Here is a 16,710-nt window from a genome sequence, read left to right on the forward strand (position 1 = left end):
ATCCTCAGCGCAGTTCGCCGTCCTGCACGGCGCTCTGCCGTGCACGCAGATCCAGGGCCTCGCGGCCTTCGGTCAGGCTGGCGTTGAGCGCCATCAGCCGTGCCCGCCACTCGCTGCGCACCTGCCATTCCGGCATCTGCATCAATTCGCCGCCAAGGCTGGCGAGCCGTACCAGGCCGAGATTGCTGGCGACGCCCTTGATCGCATGCGCGTGTTCGCGCAGGCGTTCCCAGTGCTCGGCTTCACCGGCGATCTGCATGCCACCGAGGCAGCCTTCGGCATCGTTGAGGCACTGCGAGATGAATTCGCGTTCGAACCCGTCGCCCATGCCGAGCCCGGCGAGTTCGTCCAGGACCGACGCATCCAGCACCCCTTCGCTCGACACCGCAATCTGCCGCACGCCGGTCTCGCTGCCCGCACGCAGGCGCCCCTCCATGGCGATATCGGAAAGCGTGTCCAGCAACCGGTTGGCCACCACCGGCTTGGCCAGGAAGGTACGGGCGCCGGCCTGTTCGCAGCGCTGGATCGACTCGGGGGTCACGTCGGCGCTGAGCACCACGACGGGCGTGCGTGGCCCGCCGGCCTGCATCACCCGCAACTGCCGCAGCATGTCCAGGCCGCTCATGCCGGGCATGTGCAGGTCGACGATCACCGCATCGAACTCGCTCTCGGCCAGCGCATCCAGCACCGCCTCCGCGCCGTCGACGCAGATGGCGCGATGGCCGGCCTTCTGCAGCATACGCTGCAGCACCATGCGGTTGGCGGCGTGGTCGTCGGCGACCAGGATACGCATGCCACGCACCCGCGCACGGTGGCGCAGGAAGGGGTCAGAGAACGCGATGACGTTGCCGTTGGTGTCGAACTCCTCGGCCGCCGTCGGCACGCTCGCCGCCGGCGCGCCGATCTCCGCCGATGCCGGTACCGCCGCTGCGACGAATGGCAGTTCGAACCAGAAGTGGCTACCGCGCGGGGCATTCTCCTGATAACCGATGCTGCCCCCCATTGCCTCGACCAGGCCCTTGGCGATCGTGGTGCCCAGGCCGCTGCCTTCGTAGCGGCGCGACAGGCCGACGTCGGCCTGTTCGAACGCCTCGAACAGGCGCGGCCGCATGTCCGGCGTCACCCCGATCCCGGTATCGACGATGTCGAAACTCAGGCGCTTCGGTTGCCCCTGCTCGTTCTTGTGCAGGCGCACCCGGATATCGACCCGGCCGGTCTCGGTGAACTTGATGGCGTTACCGGCCAGGTTCAGCAGCACCTGGCGCAGATGACCCGGATCGCCGGACAGATAGTCCGGCACGTCGGGAGCGACATCCACCTGGTAGGCCAGGCGCTTGGCCCGCGCCTGCGGCTGCAGGATCAGGCTGATTCCTTCCAGGGTTTCGCGCAGCGAGAAATCGCGCTTGTCGAGCCGCAGCTTGCCGGCCTCGATCGCGGAAATGTCCAGCACTTCCTCCACCAGCGACAGCAGGCTGCGCGCGGAGGCCTGGATGGTGTTGACGCACTCGCGCTGCTCGGCGTCCAGCCGCGTCGTCGCCAGCACCTCGGTCATGCCCGACAGGCCGTTCAACGGGGTACGGAACTCATGGCTCATGTTGGCCAGGAAGCGGCTCTTGGCCTCGCTGGCGCGGCGCGCCTCGGCGGTCGTCGAGGTCAATTGCCGCAGCAGCCCGGACAGATACAGCGGGATGGCGGCCAGGCCGACCAGCAGGCCGATGCCCAGCCCACGATTGGCGATCCAGTAGTCGCTGGTCATCAGCGTGATGCTGAAACTGGCCACCGCCATGGCCACGGCCAGGTACAGGTAGCGGTTGCCGTAGCGCAGGCCGTTGCCGATGGTGACCCACATGATGACGACGTAGATGCAGGCCATCGGTTCGCCGATCGCGCTCATCGCCATCGACATGAGCCCGTAGTCGGCGACCATGCCGATGATCCGGCGCATGTCCGAGCGCTGCGGCCTGGCCACGATCCAGGTCATCAGGGCCAGGGCCACCGCCTGCGAGATCAGGGTCAGGCCGATGACGTAGGCGCGCTGCCGCGGGGCGATGTCCCAGGTGTGCGAGAACGACAGTTCGTACGCCAGGATCAGCGCGACCATGCAGATGCGGACGAACGCCTGGCCGTGCTCGGTATCCTTGCGCTCCGCGAACCGTTGCCGCACCCAGCTGATCGCCGAGATCATGTCAGACTCCTGGTCGCGCCGAGGCGGTGGAGAATTTCTCGCAGATCACCTGAAGTTGCTCGCGGCCGCGGAACAGCGCGTCCACGCAGCGCGGGTCGAACAGGCGGCCGCGCTGGGCGTACAGGTAGGCCAGCGTCGCATCCATGGTCCAGGCCTCCTTGTAGGGACGCGGCGAGATCAGCGCGTCGAACACGTCGGCGACCGCCACGATGCGCGCCTCCAGCGGAATCGCCTCGCCGATCAGGCCGTCCGGGTAGCCGCTGCCGTCGTAGCGCTCATGGTGGCGCAGGGCGATCAGCGCACCGACCTGGATGAACCGGTTCTGGCTGCCGCTGAGCAGTTCGTAGCCGATGCGCGGGTGCATGCGCATCACCGCCATCTCGTCCTCGTTGAGCTTGCCCGGCTTGAGCAGCACCGCGTCGGGGATGGCGATCTTGCCCATGTCGTGCAGGCTCGCGGCCATCTCGATGACCCGCACCTCGTCCTCGGACAGGCCCAGCTGCTCGGCGATCAGGCCGGCCACGTGCGCCATCCGTTCCAGGTAGGCGCTGGTGCCGACGTCGCGGTACTCGATGGCCCGCGCCAGCCGCGACAGGGTCTCGCGCTCGCGTTCCTCGACCTCGCGCATGCTGGCCAGCAGGCGCTGCTCCAGCGACATCGCGCGCTGCTTGATGTTCTCGCTCTGCAGCCGCAGCTGCAGCAGGTTGTGGCAGCGCGCCCGCAGTTCGCGCGGGCGGATCGGCTTGACCAGGAAGTCGATCACCCCCGCCTCCAGGGCGGCCTGGCGGATCGGCTCGTCGCCGACCACGGTGATCAGGATGATCGGGATGTCGCGGTGCTTGGGCAGCCGGCGCAGGCGCCGCGCGAACTCCAGCCCGTCCATGCCCGGCATGCGGTAGTCGAGCAGCAGCAGATCGACCTTGCCGGCTTCGCACCAGGCCAGCGCGGCCTGCGAATCGCCAAAATCGCGCACGGTCAGTTCCGGGGCGATGTCCTCGATGACATGCCGCAGCATCGTGCGCGCGGAGGTCTGATCGTCGACGATGACGATGTTCAAACGATTGTCGTTTCCGTCCGCCCATTGGAGACGGTCCCCGTTCGAGGACGCGCCGGAGAGGCTCATGCTGGCATCATGCATCTGCAATCCTCCGCCCGTCGCATCTGCGCGGGCTGCTGAGACGACAACGGGAACGCGCCGGCGCCCATTCACGCCGACCCGTCCACCTCACTTCCTTTTGCGTGCAACGCCTGCTGCAAGAACCGCGCCACCTGGTCCGGGGCTAGGTTAAGCCTCCGGACGCATGTACGGAAACAGCAGCACGTCACGGATCGAACTGCTGCCGGTAAGCAACATTACCAGCCGGTCGATGCCGATGCCCAGGCCGCCGGTCGGCGGCAGCCCCACCTCCAGCGCCCGGATGTAGTCGGCGTCGAAGTGCATGGCCTCGTCGTCGCCCCCGTCCTTGGCCGCCACCTGGGCCTGGAACCGCGCCGCCTGGTCTTCCGGGTCGTTGAGCTCGGAGAAGCCGTTGGCGATTTCCTTGCCGTTGATGAACAGTTCGAAGCGGTCGGTGTAGCCCGGCTCGGTGTCGCTGGAGCGGGCCAGCGGCGATACCTCGACCGGGTGGTCGGTGATGAAGGTGGGCTGGATCAGGGTGTGCTCGACCGTGGCCTCGAAGATCTCCAGCAGCAGCTTGCCCCAGCCGTAGGACGGCTTGGTGCGGATCTTCAGCCGCTCGCAGTGGCGCAGCAGCGCCTCGCGGTCGGTGCAGTCGGCAGCGCTGATCTCCGGGTTGTGGTGGCGCACCGCCTCGTCCATGCGCCAGCGGCGGAACGCCGGCGCCAGGTCGATGTCGGCGCCGTCCCAGTGCACCTGTGTGGTGCCCAGCACCTCGCGGGCGACATCGCGGATGATGTTTTCGGTCAGGTCCATCACCTCGTGGTACGTGGCATACGCCTCGTACAGCTCCATCATGGTGAATTCCGGATTGTGCCGGGTGCTGACGCCTTCGTTGCGGAAATTGCGGTTGATTTCGTAGACCCGTTCCAGGCCGCCGACCACCAGGCGCTTCAGGTACAGCTCCGGGGCCACCCGCAGGTACAGGTCCAGGTCCAGGGCGTTGTGGTGGGTGGTGAACGGCTTGGCCGTGGCGCCGCCGGGGATGTAGTGCATCATCGGCGTCTCCACTTCCAGGAAGCGGCGCGCGTCCAGCCAGGCGCGCATGGCGCGGATGATCTTGGAGCGCTTGACGAACACCTCGCGCGCCTCCGGCGACACGATCAGGTCCACGTAGCGCTGGCGGTAGCGCTGCTCCACGTCCGACAGGCCGTGCCACTTGTCCGGCAGCGGCCGCAGCGCCTTGGTCAGCAGCCGCAGGCCGGTGGCCTTGACCGACAGCTCGCCGGTCTTGGTGCGGGTCAGCCCGCCCTCCACGCCGATGATGTCGCCGATGTCCCAGCCCTTGAAGGCGTCGTAGGCCTCGCCCAGCGCGTTGGCCTGCAGGAACAGCTGGATGCGCCCGGACTCGTCCTGCAGCTGCACGAAGCTGGCCTTGCCCATCACCCGCTTGGCCAGCAGGCGCCCAGCCAGGCGCAGGCTGCGGCCCTGCGCCTCCAGCGCCTCGGCGGTCCAGCGCTCGGTGTCGGAGAACTCGGCCTGCAGATCGCCGGCGAAGTCGCTGCGGCGGAAATCGTTTGGATAGGCCACGCCCTGCGCGCGCAGCGCGGCGAGTTTGGCGCGCCGTTCGGCGATGAGGCTGTTCTCGTCGACGGGAAGGGACGGCGCGGGGGTCTGCTCGGTCATGGGATGGGGGATGCGTGAGGAAGGGAAAGAATGCACCAGCCGCCGGGGCCGTGTGCCGTCGCACGGCCTCCGTCGCCAGGACGGAGGCCGCCGGTTCAGGCGTCGCTGCGTTTCGCGCCGGCTTCCAGGCCGGACTTGAGGCTGGCCTCGACGAACTCGTCCAGGTCGCCGTCGAGCACCTTCTGGGTGTCCGAGCGCTCCACGCCGGTGCGCAGGTCCTTGATCCGGCTCTGGTCGAGCACGTAGTTGCGGATCTGGCTGCCCCAGCCGATGTCGGACTTGGTCGCCTCGACCGCGTCGCGCTCGGCATTGCGCTTCTGGATCTCCAGCTCATAGAGCTTGGCGGCCAGCATCTTCATCGCGTTGTCGCGGTTCTGGTGCTGGCTGCGCCCGGTCTGGCAGGCCACCACGATGCCGGTGGGCACGTGGGTGATGCGCACCGCCGACTCGGTCTTGTTGACGTGCTGGCCGCCCGCACCGGAGGAGCGGTACACGTCGGTCTTCAGGTCGGCCGGGTTGATGTCGATGTCGATGTTGTCGTCCACTTCCGGCGACACGAACACCGAGGTGAAGCTGGTATGGCGGCGGTTGTCCGAGTCGAACGGCGACTTGCGCACCAGCCGGTGCACGCCGGTCTCGGTCTTCAGCCAGCCATAGGCGAAATCGCCTTCCACGCGCAGCGTGGCGGACTTGATCCCGGCTACTTCGCCGCCGGAGACTTCCATCAGCTCGGTCTTCCAGCCGCGCGACTCGCACCAGCGCAGGTACATGCGCAGCAGGATCTCGGCCCAGTCCTGGGCCTCGGTGCCGCCGGCGCCGGCCTGGATGTCGACGAAGGCGTTGCTGGCGTCCATCTGCCCGGAGAACATGCGCTGGAATTCCAGCTTCTCCACCTGCGCCTGGAAGCGGTCGACGTCGGCCAGCACCGCCTGCGCGGTGGCCTCGTCGTTCTCGCTCTCGGCCAGTTCCAGGAATTCCAGCGATTCGTTCAGGCCATCGAGCACGCTGGCGATGCCGCCGACGGTCTTCTCCAGGCTGGCGCGTTCGCGGCCCAGGCCCTGGGCGCGCTCGGGGTCGTTCCAGACGTCGGGGCTTTCCAGCTCCCGGGTGACTTCCTCTAGACGCTCTTTCTTGGCGTCGTAGTCAAAGAAACCCCCGTAGCGACAGCACCCGATCGGACAAATCGGCGATGCGGTGGCGAATCGGATTGAGTTCGATCATTGCGGCTTTTTCCGGCAGACAAGAGCGCGATTCTAGCAATTCCGGCCGCTGCGCCACAGCGCTACTCGACCGGGGCGACCTCGCCCTCCCCGGCCGCCACCCGCAGCGCGGCGCGATAGCGGCGGCTGCACGGCACCTGGCTGCCGTCGCGCAGGTGCACGCGCGCCTCGCCCGCCTCCAGCGGCTCGATCGAGACCACGCTGGCCAGGTTGACGATGTAGCTGCGGTGGATGCGCACGAACCGCGCCGGGTCCAGCCGCGCCTCGATCGCGGCCATGGTGCTGCGCAGCGGGTAGTCGTGGCCGCGCACGCGCAGGTTGACGTAGTTGCCGGCCGCCTGAAGCCATTCGATGTCGGCGGCGGCGACCAGGAAGTCGCGGCCCAGCTTGCGCACCAGGAAGCGCTCCGGCCGCTCCAGCGAGCCCACCGGCGGGCCGGCGTCGGGCGCGCCCAGCAGTGCCGCCTCGCCTTGCCAGCGCCGCAGCAGGAACCGGTACATCTCCACGCACAGCGCGATCGAGGCCAGGCTGCGCACGTCCTTGAGGTATTCGTAGGCCAGCCCCTGCGGCCACGGGCCGAAGTCGTAGTGCTGGCCCTGCAGGCGGTAGACCAGGCTGCGCAGGACGACCATTCCCACCACGTGCAGCACCGACAGCGCCACGCTGCCCAGCAGGTAGCCCGGCAGCCGGCGCCGCCAGGTCTCCCAGTGCAGCGGATAGCGCCGGGTCAGCACCACCACCAGCGGCACGATCAGCAGGAACATCAGTTGGCTGGACCATTCCCAGACCACCGGCTCCCACGCGGCGAAGTGCAGCCCGGTGTTGCGGATGTCGATCAGCACCGTGACGCTGTTGGCGATGGCGTTGATCAGGGTGAGCGCGACCCAGAAGCCGATCTCGAAGCTGCGGCGCCAGGGCTGGAAGCGGGAATAGGCGCTGGCGCCGGACGGATCGGACATCGCGGCAGTGTAGCGCGCCGCCATTCGTCGCCGGCGCGGCATGGGCGACCACGGACCTCGAACTCGCCGCCCAGCAGCCCCTCTCTCATCGGGAGAGGGGTTGGGGTGAGGCTACGGCGCGAAGCGCTCGTGGATTGGCTATGCGAGGCTGCGCCCGTACCCTCATCCGGCCCTGCGGGCCACCTTCTCCCGGCGGGAGAAAGAACAGCGCACAGCTCTCGACCGTCAGCCACCCAGCGACTGGCAGTGCTCCACCACCAACTGCACCGCACTGCCCCCGCGGTAGTCATCCGCAACAAGGCGATAAGCGATATGCACGCGACGACCGGGTTCGCGGCCGTGCCAGCCGTTGAAGTGGATCGCGTTCAAGGGCTCGGCGCGGCCGGGGCAGCGCAGGCTCAGCTTGAGGTGGCGTTCCTTCAGCACGCGCCACTGCACTACCTCGAATTCGCCGTCGAACAGCGGCTCCGGAAAGCCCTGCCCCCACGGCCCGCCCTGGCGCAACGCCTCGGCATGGCGATGGTCGAGTTCGTGCGGATCCAGCGCACCGTCGCTGAGCAACTCGGCCTGCAGCAGTTCCGCGTCCAGGCTGGCCAGCGCGTGCGCGCGGAACACCTGTTCGAACTCGGCCAGTGCGTCCTGGGGCAGGCTCAGGCCCGCGGCCATGGCATGGCCGCCGAACTTCTCCATCAGCCCCGGCCGCTGCGCCTCCACCGCCGCCATCGCATCGCGGATGTGGAACCCGGGAATCGAACGCGCCGAGCCGCGCAACTGGGTGCTGCCCGGCTCGGCCGGGGCGAAGGCGATCACCGGCCGGTGCAGGCGATCCTTCATCTTCGAGGCGACCAGGCCGATCACGCCGGGATGCCATTGCGCATCGAACAGGCACACCGCCACCGGCGGCTGCTCGGGCGCGGCCAGCAGCGCCTGCGCCACCACCGCTTCGGCCTCGTCGGTCATCTGCTGCTGCACGGCGCGGCGCTCGGCGTTGATCTCTTCCAGCGTCGCGGCGATCGCACGCGCCTGCTGCGGGTCTTCGCACAGCAACAACTCGATGCCCAGGGCCATGTCCTCGAGGCGGCCGGCGGCGTTGAGCCGCGGCGCCAGCGCGAAGCCGATGTCGCTGGCGCTGAGCCGTGCCGGATCGCGACCGCTGGCTTCGATCAAGGCGCGCAGGCCAACGCAGCCCTCGCCACGCTGTAGCCGGCGCAGGCCGGCCGACACCAGCGCCCGGTTGTTCGGATCCAGCGGCACCAGGTCGGCGACGGTGCCGACCGCGACCAGGTCCAGCAACACGCCCAGGTCCGGCGGCGCCGCCGCGAACGCACCGTGCGCGCGCAGGTGCCGGCGCAACGCCAGCAGCACGTAGAAGATCACGCCGACGCCGGCCAGCATCTTGCTCGGGAACGCGTCGCCGGCCAGGTTCGGATCGACGATGGCATCGGCCGGCGGCAAGGCCGGACCCGGCAGGTGGTGGTCGGTGACCAGTACCTGCCAGCCCAGCGCCTTGGCCGCGGCGACACCGGCATGGCAGGCGATGCCGTGGTCCACCGTGACCAGCAGGTCCGGCTGCAACGGCGCCAGTTCCGCCACCAGCGCCGGCGACAGGCCGTAGCCGTGGACCATGCGGTTGGGCACCGCGTGCAGCACCTGCGCAGCGCCGAGCAGGCGCAGCCCGCGCACCGCCACCGCGCAGGCCGTGGCGCCGTCGCAATCGAAATCGCCGACCACCAGGATGCGCTTGCGCGCCGCGATCGCCTCGGCCAGCAGCACCACCGCGGCGTCGATGCCGCTCAGCGCATCGGGCGGCAGCAGTTGCGCCAGCTTGGGTTGCGCCAGGCCGCTGTCGTGGGCGCCGCGCGCGGCATAGATGCGCCGCAACAGCGGCAAGGTGGCCTCGTGCCACGGGCCGGCCGCGGCCGCCGCGGGCCGCCGCACGATGCGCGCGCTGGCACTCATGCGTCCAGGCGCGACAGCGGCCGCCGCCACAGGCGCCAGCGTTGCGACGGGGCGATGCGGAAACAGGCGCCGTCCTCGAAATCCAGCTGCAGTTGCTGCAGTTCGCCATCGCGCAGCGCCTGCAGCAGCGGCTGTACCACCTCGCCGACGAACTGCTCGGGCGCGCGCAGCTGGCGCAGATCGACCAGCGCATCGACCCGCGGCGCCTGCGCGTCGGCGACACCGGCGGCCTGGGCCAGCGCACGCAACAGCGGATCGCGGCTGCGCACCTGCGCATGCGCGGTGGCGACCGACGCCGGCAGCCGGCCACCGCCCCAGAACCACAGCGAATTGATCGCCGGCTGGCCGCGGGCGACGCGCTCGCGGTTCCACGGATGCTGGTGCAGCACGATCTGCGCCTCGGTCAGCAACGCACGCCAGCGGCGCGCGTCCTCCCCCTGCGGCAGGTGATCGAACAGGTCCGCACCGAGCACCTGCGCCGGCGCCGTGAACACCGGCAGCACGCTGTCGGCCGGCAGGCGCAGGTACCAACGGGTCGGATCGGGCGCATCCAGGGTCAGCCCGCTCTCGGCGAACAAGGCCTGCACCGCCGGCAGCAGCGCGTCCAGGTCCACCGCGTCGAGCGGCAGCATGTCGCCATGCGCCATCAGCCGCGCGCCCTGCATGTCCGGCACCACGTAGGCCGGATCGGCGCGCAGCCACAGACCGTCGCCGGCATCGCCTGCGTCCAGTTGCCGGGTCAGCGCCGCGGCCGCCAGCGGTTGCTCCGCCAGCGCGAAATGGCGGCGCAACTGCGCCTCGCCACCCGGCGCAGCCTGCGTGCGATCGGCGCGGCCGAACGCGCGCGCCACCTCGCCGGCCAGCACGGCGCCGGCCAGGCGGACCCGCTCCGGCAACAGCAAGGTGGCGACCGCCATCGGATCAGCCGACGTAGGCGACGCTGACGATCTCGTACTCGCGGCGTCCGGCCGGGGCGTCGATGCTGACGCTGTCGCCTTCCATCTTGCCGATCAGTGCACGCGCCAACGGCGAGGAAATCGCGATCAGGCCCTGCTTGATGTCCGCCTCCAGGTCGCCGACCAACTGGTAACGCTTCTCCTCGTCGGTCTCCACGTCGGCCAGGGTCACGGTGGCGCCGAACACCACCTTGCTGCCGACCGCCAGCTTGCTGACGTCGATGACCTCGGCGTGCGACAGCTCGCTCTCCAGCTGCTTGATGCGGCCTTCGATGAAGCCCTGCTGCTCGCGCGCGGCGTGGTACTCGGCGTTTTCCTTGAGATCGCCGTGCGCACGCGCCTCGGCGATCGCGGTGATGACCTCGGGACGCTTGACCGACTTCAGGTGATCCAGTTCCTCGCGCAGCCGCTGCGCGCCTTGCATGGTGATCGGGGCTCTCACGCTTCCAGCTCCTTGTGCAGTTCCTGCAGCGCCCAGACCGGACCGGTGCCGCGGAATTCCAGTGAATGCACCAGCGCACGCGCGCCGGCGACCGTGGTCGAATAGGTGACGCGATGCTGCAGGGCTTCGCGACGGATCGAGAACGAGTCGGAGATCGCCGCCCGGCCCTCGGTGGTGTTGACGATATACACGATTTCGCCGTTCTTGATCAGATCGACGATGTGCGGGCGGCCCTCGGCGACCTTGTTGACCTGCTCGCACTGCAGGCCGTGCTGCTGCAGCCAGGCGCAGGTGCCGCGGGTGGCGACCAGGGTGTAGCCGCGCTCGACCAGCGCCTGCGCCACCGGCAGCACGCGCTGCTTGTCCGGATCGCGCACCGACACGAAGGCCTTGCCCAGCGGCGGCGCCTTGATGCCGCCGGCTTCCTGCGCACGCGCGAACGCCGCGCCGAAGCTGCGGCCCACGCCCATCACCTCACCGGTGGAACGCATCTCCGGGCCGAGGATCGGATCGACGCCCTGGAACTTGGCGAACGGGAAGATCGCCTCCTTCACCGAGTAGTAGTCGGGCACGATTTCCTTCAGCGCGCCCTGCTCGGCCAGGGTCTTGCCGGCCATGCAGCGCGCAGCGATCTTGGCCAGCGGCACGCCGATCGCCTTGGACACGAACGGCACGGTGCGCGAGGCGCGCGGGTTCACTTCCAGCAGGTAGACGATGTCGTCGCCGGCATCGTTGACCTGCACCGCGAACTGGGTGTTCATCAGCCCGACCACGTTCAGCGCCTTGGCCAGTTCGACCACCTGGCGGCGCAGCTCGGTCTGGGTGGCCGGCGACAGCGAGTACGGCGGCAGCGAGCAGGACGAATCGCCCGAGTGCACGCCGGCTTCCTCGATGTGCTCCATGACGCCGCCGATCAGCACCTGGCCGCTGTGGTCGGCGATGATGTCCACGTCCACTTCCACCGCGTTGTCGAGGAAGCGGTCCAGCAGCACCGGCGAATCGTTGGAGACCTTGACCGCGTCGCGCACGTAGCGCGCCAGGTCGGATTCGCCGTAGACGATCTCCATGGCGCGGCCGCCAAGCACGTAGCTCGGACGCACCACCAGCGGATAGCCGATCTCGCGCGCCAGCACCAACGCCTCATCGGCGTTGCGGGCGATGCGGTTCGGCGGCTGCTTCAGGCCCAGCGTGTCGACCAGCTGCTGGAAGCGCTCGCGGTCCTCGGCCAGGTCGATCGAGTCCGGCGAGGTGCCGATCACCGGCACGCCGTTGGCTTCCAGCGCGCGCGCCAGCTTCAGCGGGGTCTGCCCGCCGTACTGCACGATCACGCCCTTGGGCTGCTCGAGCTCGACGATCTCCAGCACGTCTTCCAGGGTCAGCGGTTCGAAGTACAGGCGATCGGAGGTGTCGTAGTCGGTGGACACGGTCTCCGGATTGCAATTGACCATGATGGTCTCGTAGCCGTCCTCGCGCAGCGCCAGCGCCGCGTGCACGCAGCAGTAGTCGAACTCGATGCCCTGGCCGATGCGGTTGGGACCGCCGCCGAGGATCATGATCTTGTCGCGGTCACTCGGCGCGGCCTCGCACTCGTCCTCGTAGGTCGAGTACAGGTAGGCGGTGCTGGTGGCGAATTCGGCCGCGCACGAGTCCACCCGCTTGTACACCGGGCGCACCTTGTGCGCGCGGCGCAGCGCGCGCACCGCCGCTTCGTTGGTGCCGCACAGCTCGGCCAGGCGCGCATCGGAGAACCCGGCACGCTTGAGCGTGCGCAGGCGCTTGGCGTCGAGCGCGCCGAGGCCGTCGGCGGCCACCTGCGCTTCCTGCGCGATCAGGTCTTCCATCTGGTCGAGGAACCAGGGATCGATGAACGACAGCGCGTGGACCTGCTCCACGCTCATGCCGGCGCGGAACGCATCGGCGACATAGAACAGCCGCTCCGGACCGGGCGCCTTCAGCTCGCGCTTGAGCGTGGCCAGGTCGTCTTCGCTGCTCAGGTCCAGGCCGGTCGGGTCCAGGCCGATCTTGCCGGTCTCCAGGCCGCGCAGCGCCTTCTGCAGCGATTCGGAGAAGGTACGGCCCATCGCCATCACCTCGCCCACCGACTTCATCTGCGTGGTCAGGCGCGCGTCGGCCTGCGGGAACTTCTCGAAGGCGAAGCGCGGGATCTTGGTGACCACATAGTCGATCGACGGCTCGAACGAGGCCGGGGTCAGCCCGCCGGTGATCTCGTTCTTCAGCTCGTCCAGGGTGTAGCCGACCGCCAGCTTGGCCGCGACCTTGGCGATCGGGAAGCCGGTGGCCTTGGAGGCCAGCGCCGAGGAGCGCGACACGCGCGGGTTCATCTCGATCACCACCACGCGGCCGGTCTGCGCATTGATGCCGAACTGCACGTTGGAGCCGCCGGTGTCCACGCCGATCTTGCGCAGCACCGCGATCGAGGCATCGCGCAGGCGCTGGTACTCCTTGTCGGTGAGGGTCTGCGCCGGGGCCACGGTGATCGAGTCGCCGGTGTGCACGCCCATCGGGTCCAGGTTCTCGATCGAGCAGACGATGATGCAGTTGTCCGCGGTGTCGCGGACCACTTCCATCTCGAACTCCTTCCAGCCCAGCACCGACTCCTCGACCAGCACTTCGCTGGTCGGCGACAGTTCCAGGCCGCGGCCGACGATCTCGATCAGCTCTTCGCGGTTGTAGGCGATGCCGCCGCCGCTGCCGCCGAGGGTGAAGCTGGGGCGGATGATGGTCGGATAACCGACCGTGGCCTGGATCTCCAGCGCCTCCTCCAGCGTGTGCGCCACCGCCGCCTTGGGGCACTCCAGGCCGATCTCGCCCATCGCCACGCGGAACAGCTCGCGGTCCTCGGCCATGCGGATGGCCTCGCGCTTGGCGCCGATCAGCTCGACGCCGTACTTCTCCAGCACGCCGTGGTCGGCCAGGTCCAGCGCGCAGTTCAGCGCGGTCTGCCCGCCCATGGTCGGCAGCAGCGCGTCGGGCTTTTCCTTGGCGATGATCTTCTCGACCGTCTGCCAGTTGATCGGCTCGATGTACACGGCGTCGGCCATGTTCGGGTCGGTCATGATCGTGGCCGGGTTGCTGTTGACCAGCACCACGCGGTAGCCCTCGTCGCGCAGCGCCTTGCACGCCTGCGCGCCGGAGTAGTCGAACTCGCAGGCCTGGCCGATGACGATCGGGCCGGCGCCGATGATGAGGATGGTTTGGAGGTCGGTGCGCTTGGGCATTTCTTTCTCGAAGTCTGGACTTTCGACGTGTGTGAGGCTGAGCGTCTAACGTTTAGAGTCGTTCAGGAAAAATCGGATTCGGACAATCGACAACGATTGACCAGCTCATCCCCGAGCGCTGCCTGCTGCTCTTCCGTCATGGCAGGGGGAGTCAGCGGCGGTGCCGCGCGGAACACCATGCCTGCCGGCGAAGCGATGAACTCCTGCGTCTGCATCGCTTGAGCAGGGCTCATTCCAAGCAGCAATTCGGCGCGATCAGGCACGGGTCGGCTCAGAAAAACGGCCTTTGCAGCCGCGGCCACATACTGCATGTAGCGCTGACCAGCAGCTGTCTTGGAAAACTGGATCCAGCGCTCTGCCTTGTCGTCATCCTGGAAGAGGGTCTTCAACTGCGCCACGGTATTCCGCGCGATCGTCTCTCCCACGAGTCCAGCAATGCAGCCTTTTTGATCTGAACCGAGTTTTTGGAACAACGGCGCTGATGCCACCGAGTCTTTGGCGTAGATGGACACCGCCTCTTTCAATCCGAGGATCTGGAAAAGTTGCGACGCTTGCGCCTCCGATACGTCGGAGGCCGTTGCAGCTCCACTGCACGCGAGAAGAATCGCCAACGTCAGCTGGCGAAGGTTCATGCGCCAGCCGCCGCCATCAGCGCGGTGAAGCGATCGAACAGCGGCGCCACGTCGCGCGGACCCGGCGAGGCTTCAGGATGGCCCTGGAAGCTGAAGGCCGGCGCGTCGGTGAGCGCGATGCCCTGGTTGCTGCCGTCGAACAGCGAGCGATGGGTGACGCGCACGTTGGCGGGCAAGGTCGCCTCGTCCACCGCGAAGCCGTGGTTTTGCGAGGTGATCATCACCCGGCCGCTGTCCAGGTCCTGCACCGGGTGGTTGGCGCCGTGGTGGCCGTGGCCCATCTTCAGGGTCTGCGCGCCGGCGGCCAGCGCCAGCAACTGGTGGCCCAGGCAGATGCCGAAGGTCGGGACCTTGCGCGCCAGCAGTTCCTTGATCGCGGCGATCGCGTAGTCGCAGGGCGCCGGGTCGCCGGGACCGTTGGACAGGAACACCCCGTGCGGGTTCATCGCCAGCACTTCGGCGACCGGCGTCTGCGCCGGCACCACGGTCACCTCGCAGCCGCGCTCGGCGAGCATGCGCAGGATGTTGAGCTTGACCCCGTAGTCGTAGGCGACGACCTTGAACCTGGGTTCGGCCTGCACGAACGCGTTGCTGTCCAGGTCGAGCTGGCCATCGCGCCAGGGATAGGCCTTGTCGGTGGACACCACCTTGGCCAGGTCCATGCCCTTCAGCCCCGGGAACGTGCGCGCCGCTTCCAGCGCGGTGTCCACGTTGACCTCGCCGGCCATCAGCGCGCCGTTCTGCGAGCCCTTCTCGCGCAGGATGCGGGTCAGCTTGCGGGTGTCGATGCCGGCGATGGCGACAACGCCGCGCTGGATCAGCCAGTCCGGCAGCGCCACCTGGTTGCGCCAGTTGCTGGGGCGGCGCGGCACGTCGCGCACGATCAGGCCGGCCGACCAGACCTGGGCGGCCTCGTCGTCCTGGTCGGTGCAGCCGGTGTTGCCGATATGCGGGTAGGTCAGCGTGACCAGTTGGCGGGCGTAGGAGGGATCGGTGAGGATCTCCTGGTAGCCGGTCATGGCGGTGTTGAACACCACTTCGCCGACGGACAGGCCGGCAGCGCCTACGGATTCGCCCTCGAACACGGTGCCGTCTTCAAGGACAAGGATTGCGGGTTGAGTCACGGGGTTCGCCTTGGGGAGAGAGGAACCCTGCCCCACCAACTTGCAGGCTGCAAGAAACCGCGAACTCGGCGCTTCTCCGGGTCCGTGGCGATGGGTAACAGGCGAGCGAGAATTGTACCGGCGCGGGGCGGTCCGCGCCAGCCGTTTGGGTGAAGTGCCTGTTCAGCCGAGCAGGTCGCGCAGCCGGTAGGCCCCGGGCGCACGCCCCGGCAGGCGCGCGGCGGCATGCAGCGCGCCGCGGGCGAAGATGTCGCGGTTGCTGGCGCGGTGCACCAGCTCGACCCGCTCGCCGAGTCCGGCGAACTGCACCAGATGCTCGCCGACGATGTCGCCGGCGCGCAGGCTGGCGTAGCGCGGGGTGGCGCCGCCCTGGGCAGCCGCGTCGCCAAGCGTCAGCGCGGTGCCGGAGGGTGCGTCCTGCTTGTGCACGTGGTGGGATTCGACGATGTCGCAGTCCCAGCCCGGCAGCGCCGCGGCGGCGCGCTCGACCAGGTCGTGCAGCACCGCCACGCCCAGGCTGAAGTTCGATGCCCAGATCAACGGAATGCGCTCGGCCGCGGCAGCCAGCGCCTGCCGCTGCGCGTCTTCCAGCCCGGTGGTGCCGGACACCAGCGCCGCACCGCGCGCCGTGCACAACGCCAGCGCCGGATCGAAGCCCTGCGGCAGGCTGAAATCGATCGCCACGTCGAAGGCCGGCACCCCGCCCAACTCGGCCGCGGCGAAGTACGGCACGCCGTCGATCACCCGCTGCGCCGGCGCGCGACGGACCACCGCGGCCACCACCTGCAGTGCCGGGTCCTGCGCGGCCAGCCGCAACAACGCCTGGCCCATCCGGCCGGACGCACCATGGATCAACACACGCAACGGAGAAGTCGTCATCGGCACAAGGCTAGCGGTTTGCGCGCGGGCGCGACAGAGGGCAAGTGCACCAGAGACGCAAGCACCCGACGCGCCGCCTCGGACGTGGCGATGCTTCACTCGTCGGGGCTGAAGCCCCTCCCACAAGGGCGTGGCGGCACTGGAAGCGACGAAAAAGCCGCCAGGCGAGGCACTTTGCACCTGGCCCCTGGCACCTGCCGAGAGACATCGCAGCCGATTGGACACCCTGTGGGAGGGGCTTCAGCCCCGACGCTGGACCGCCCGATCTCGCGCGGTGCCAGCTGCCATTACGCGACCGACGCTACATCTGCA

At 68.7% G+C, this 16,710-nt stretch carries 12 protein-coding genes; all 12 read right to left on the reverse strand.

Annotated features, from left to right (window positions below; translation table 11 throughout):
- Nucleotides 1-4: 4 nt before the first annotated feature.
- Entirely contained in the window at nucleotides 5-2,185 is a 2,181-nt protein-coding gene (locus tag NUG21_RS10950; RefSeq protein WP_263390860.1) for an ATP-binding protein, read from the reverse strand.
- Between the two features lies 1 nt (nucleotide 2,186).
- On the reverse strand, nucleotides 2,187-3,323 hold the full coding sequence (locus tag NUG21_RS10955; protein ID WP_160946657.1) for a cyclic di-GMP phosphodiesterase response regulator RpfG: 1,137 nt from the start codon (nucleotides 3,321-3,323) through the stop codon (nucleotides 2,187-2,189).
- 147 nt (nucleotides 3,324-3,470) lie between these two features.
- Nucleotides 3,471-4,988: a lysine--tRNA ligase gene (lysS, locus tag NUG21_RS10960; RefSeq protein WP_019796732.1), complete on the reverse strand. Its 1,518-nt coding sequence runs from the start codon at nucleotides 4,986-4,988 to the stop codon at nucleotides 3,471-3,473.
- 95 nt (nucleotides 4,989-5,083) lie between these two features.
- Nucleotides 5,084-6,209, reverse strand: a protein-coding gene (gene prfB, locus NUG21_RS10965; RefSeq protein WP_100224025.1) for a peptide chain release factor 2 whose coding sequence is annotated in 2 segments (ribosomal slippage) — nucleotides 5,084-6,133 and nucleotides 6,135-6,209 — 1,125 coding nt in all. Because the reading frame shifts where the segments join, the coding sequence is not laid out codon by codon here.
- A 61-nt stretch (nucleotides 6,210-6,270) separates the two neighbouring features.
- Complete coding sequence (locus NUG21_RS10970; protein ID WP_263390861.1) at nucleotides 6,271-7,167, reverse strand: LytTR family DNA-binding domain-containing protein; 897 nt, start codon at nucleotides 7,165-7,167, stop codon at nucleotides 6,271-6,273.
- Between the two features lie 225 nt (nucleotides 7,168-7,392).
- Entirely contained in the window at nucleotides 7,393-9,126 is a 1,734-nt protein-coding gene (recJ, locus tag NUG21_RS10975; protein WP_263390862.1) for a single-stranded-DNA-specific exonuclease RecJ, read from the reverse strand.
- Entirely contained in the window at nucleotides 9,123-10,043 is a 921-nt protein-coding gene (locus tag NUG21_RS10980) for a phosphoglycerate mutase (RefSeq protein WP_263390863.1), read from the reverse strand. The genes recJ and NUG21_RS10980 overlap by 4 nt, the downstream gene beginning before the upstream one ends.
- A gap of 4 nt (nucleotides 10,044-10,047) precedes the next feature.
- Nucleotides 10,048-10,512 carry a transcription elongation factor GreA gene (gene greA / locus NUG21_RS10985; RefSeq protein ID WP_184502593.1) on the reverse strand — a complete coding sequence of 155 codons (465 nt, stop codon included), beginning with the start codon at nucleotides 10,510-10,512 and terminating at the stop codon, nucleotides 10,048-10,050.
- Between the two features lie 8 nt (nucleotides 10,513-10,520).
- Nucleotides 10,521-13,763: a carbamoyl-phosphate synthase large subunit gene (carB, locus tag NUG21_RS10990; RefSeq protein WP_263390864.1), complete on the reverse strand. Its 3,243-nt coding sequence runs from the start codon at nucleotides 13,761-13,763 to the stop codon at nucleotides 10,521-10,523.
- A 62-nt stretch (nucleotides 13,764-13,825) separates the two neighbouring features.
- A complete protein-coding gene (locus NUG21_RS10995) occupies nucleotides 13,826-14,395 on the reverse strand; it encodes a hypothetical protein (RefSeq protein ID WP_019797049.1) in 570 nt (189 codons plus the stop codon).
- A complete protein-coding gene (gene carA, locus NUG21_RS11000; RefSeq protein WP_263390865.1) occupies nucleotides 14,392-15,519 on the reverse strand; it encodes a glutamine-hydrolyzing carbamoyl-phosphate synthase small subunit in 1,128 nt (375 codons plus the stop codon). Before carA ends, NUG21_RS10995 begins: the two co-directional genes overlap by 4 nt.
- Before the next feature lie 162 nt (nucleotides 15,520-15,681).
- Nucleotides 15,682-16,398 (reverse strand): 4-hydroxy-tetrahydrodipicolinate reductase, encoded by a 717-nt coding sequence (gene dapB / locus NUG21_RS11005; protein ID WP_263390866.1) that lies wholly within the window; start codon nucleotides 16,396-16,398, stop codon nucleotides 15,682-15,684.
- Nucleotides 16,399-16,710 lie beyond the last annotated feature (312 nt).

The sequence above is a fragment of the Xanthomonas sp. CFBP 8445 genome, assembly GCF_025666235.1.
In the GTDB taxonomy this organism is placed as follows: Bacteria; Pseudomonadota; Gammaproteobacteria; order Xanthomonadales; family Xanthomonadaceae; genus Xanthomonas_A; species Xanthomonas_A indica.

Excerpts from the sequence above, each read along its gene's own strand:
- dapB (WP_263390866.1), bottom strand. The coding sequence starts at position 16,398 with ATGACGACTTCTCCGTTGCGTGTGTTGATCCATGGTGCGTCCGGCCGG.
- NUG21_RS10950 (WP_263390860.1), bottom strand. The coding sequence starts at position 2,185 with ATGATCTCGGCGATCAGCTGGGTGCGGCAACGGTTCGCGGAGCGCAAG.
- NUG21_RS10970 (WP_263390861.1), bottom strand. The coding sequence starts at position 7,167 with ATGTCCGATCCGTCCGGCGCCAGCGCCTATTCCCGCTTCCAGCCCTGG.
- NUG21_RS10980 (WP_263390863.1), bottom strand. The coding sequence starts at position 10,043 with ATGGCGGTCGCCACCTTGCTGTTGCCGGAGCGGGTCCGCCTGGCCGGC.
- lysS (WP_019796732.1), bottom strand. The coding sequence starts at position 4,988 with ATGACCGAGCAGACCCCCGCGCCGTCCCTTCCCGTCGACGAGAACAGC.
- NUG21_RS10995 (WP_019797049.1), bottom strand. The coding sequence starts at position 14,395 with ATGAACCTTCGCCAGCTGACGTTGGCGATTCTTCTCGCGTGCAGTGGA.
- recJ (WP_263390862.1), bottom strand. The coding sequence starts at position 9,126 with ATGAGTGCCAGCGCGCGCATCGTGCGGCGGCCCGCGGCGGCCGCGGCC.
- NUG21_RS10955 (WP_160946657.1), bottom strand. The coding sequence starts at position 3,323 with ATGCATGATGCCAGCATGAGCCTCTCCGGCGCGTCCTCGAACGGGGAC.
- carB (WP_263390864.1), bottom strand. The coding sequence starts at position 13,763 with ATGCCCAAGCGCACCGACCTCCAAACCATCCTCATCATCGGCGCCGGC.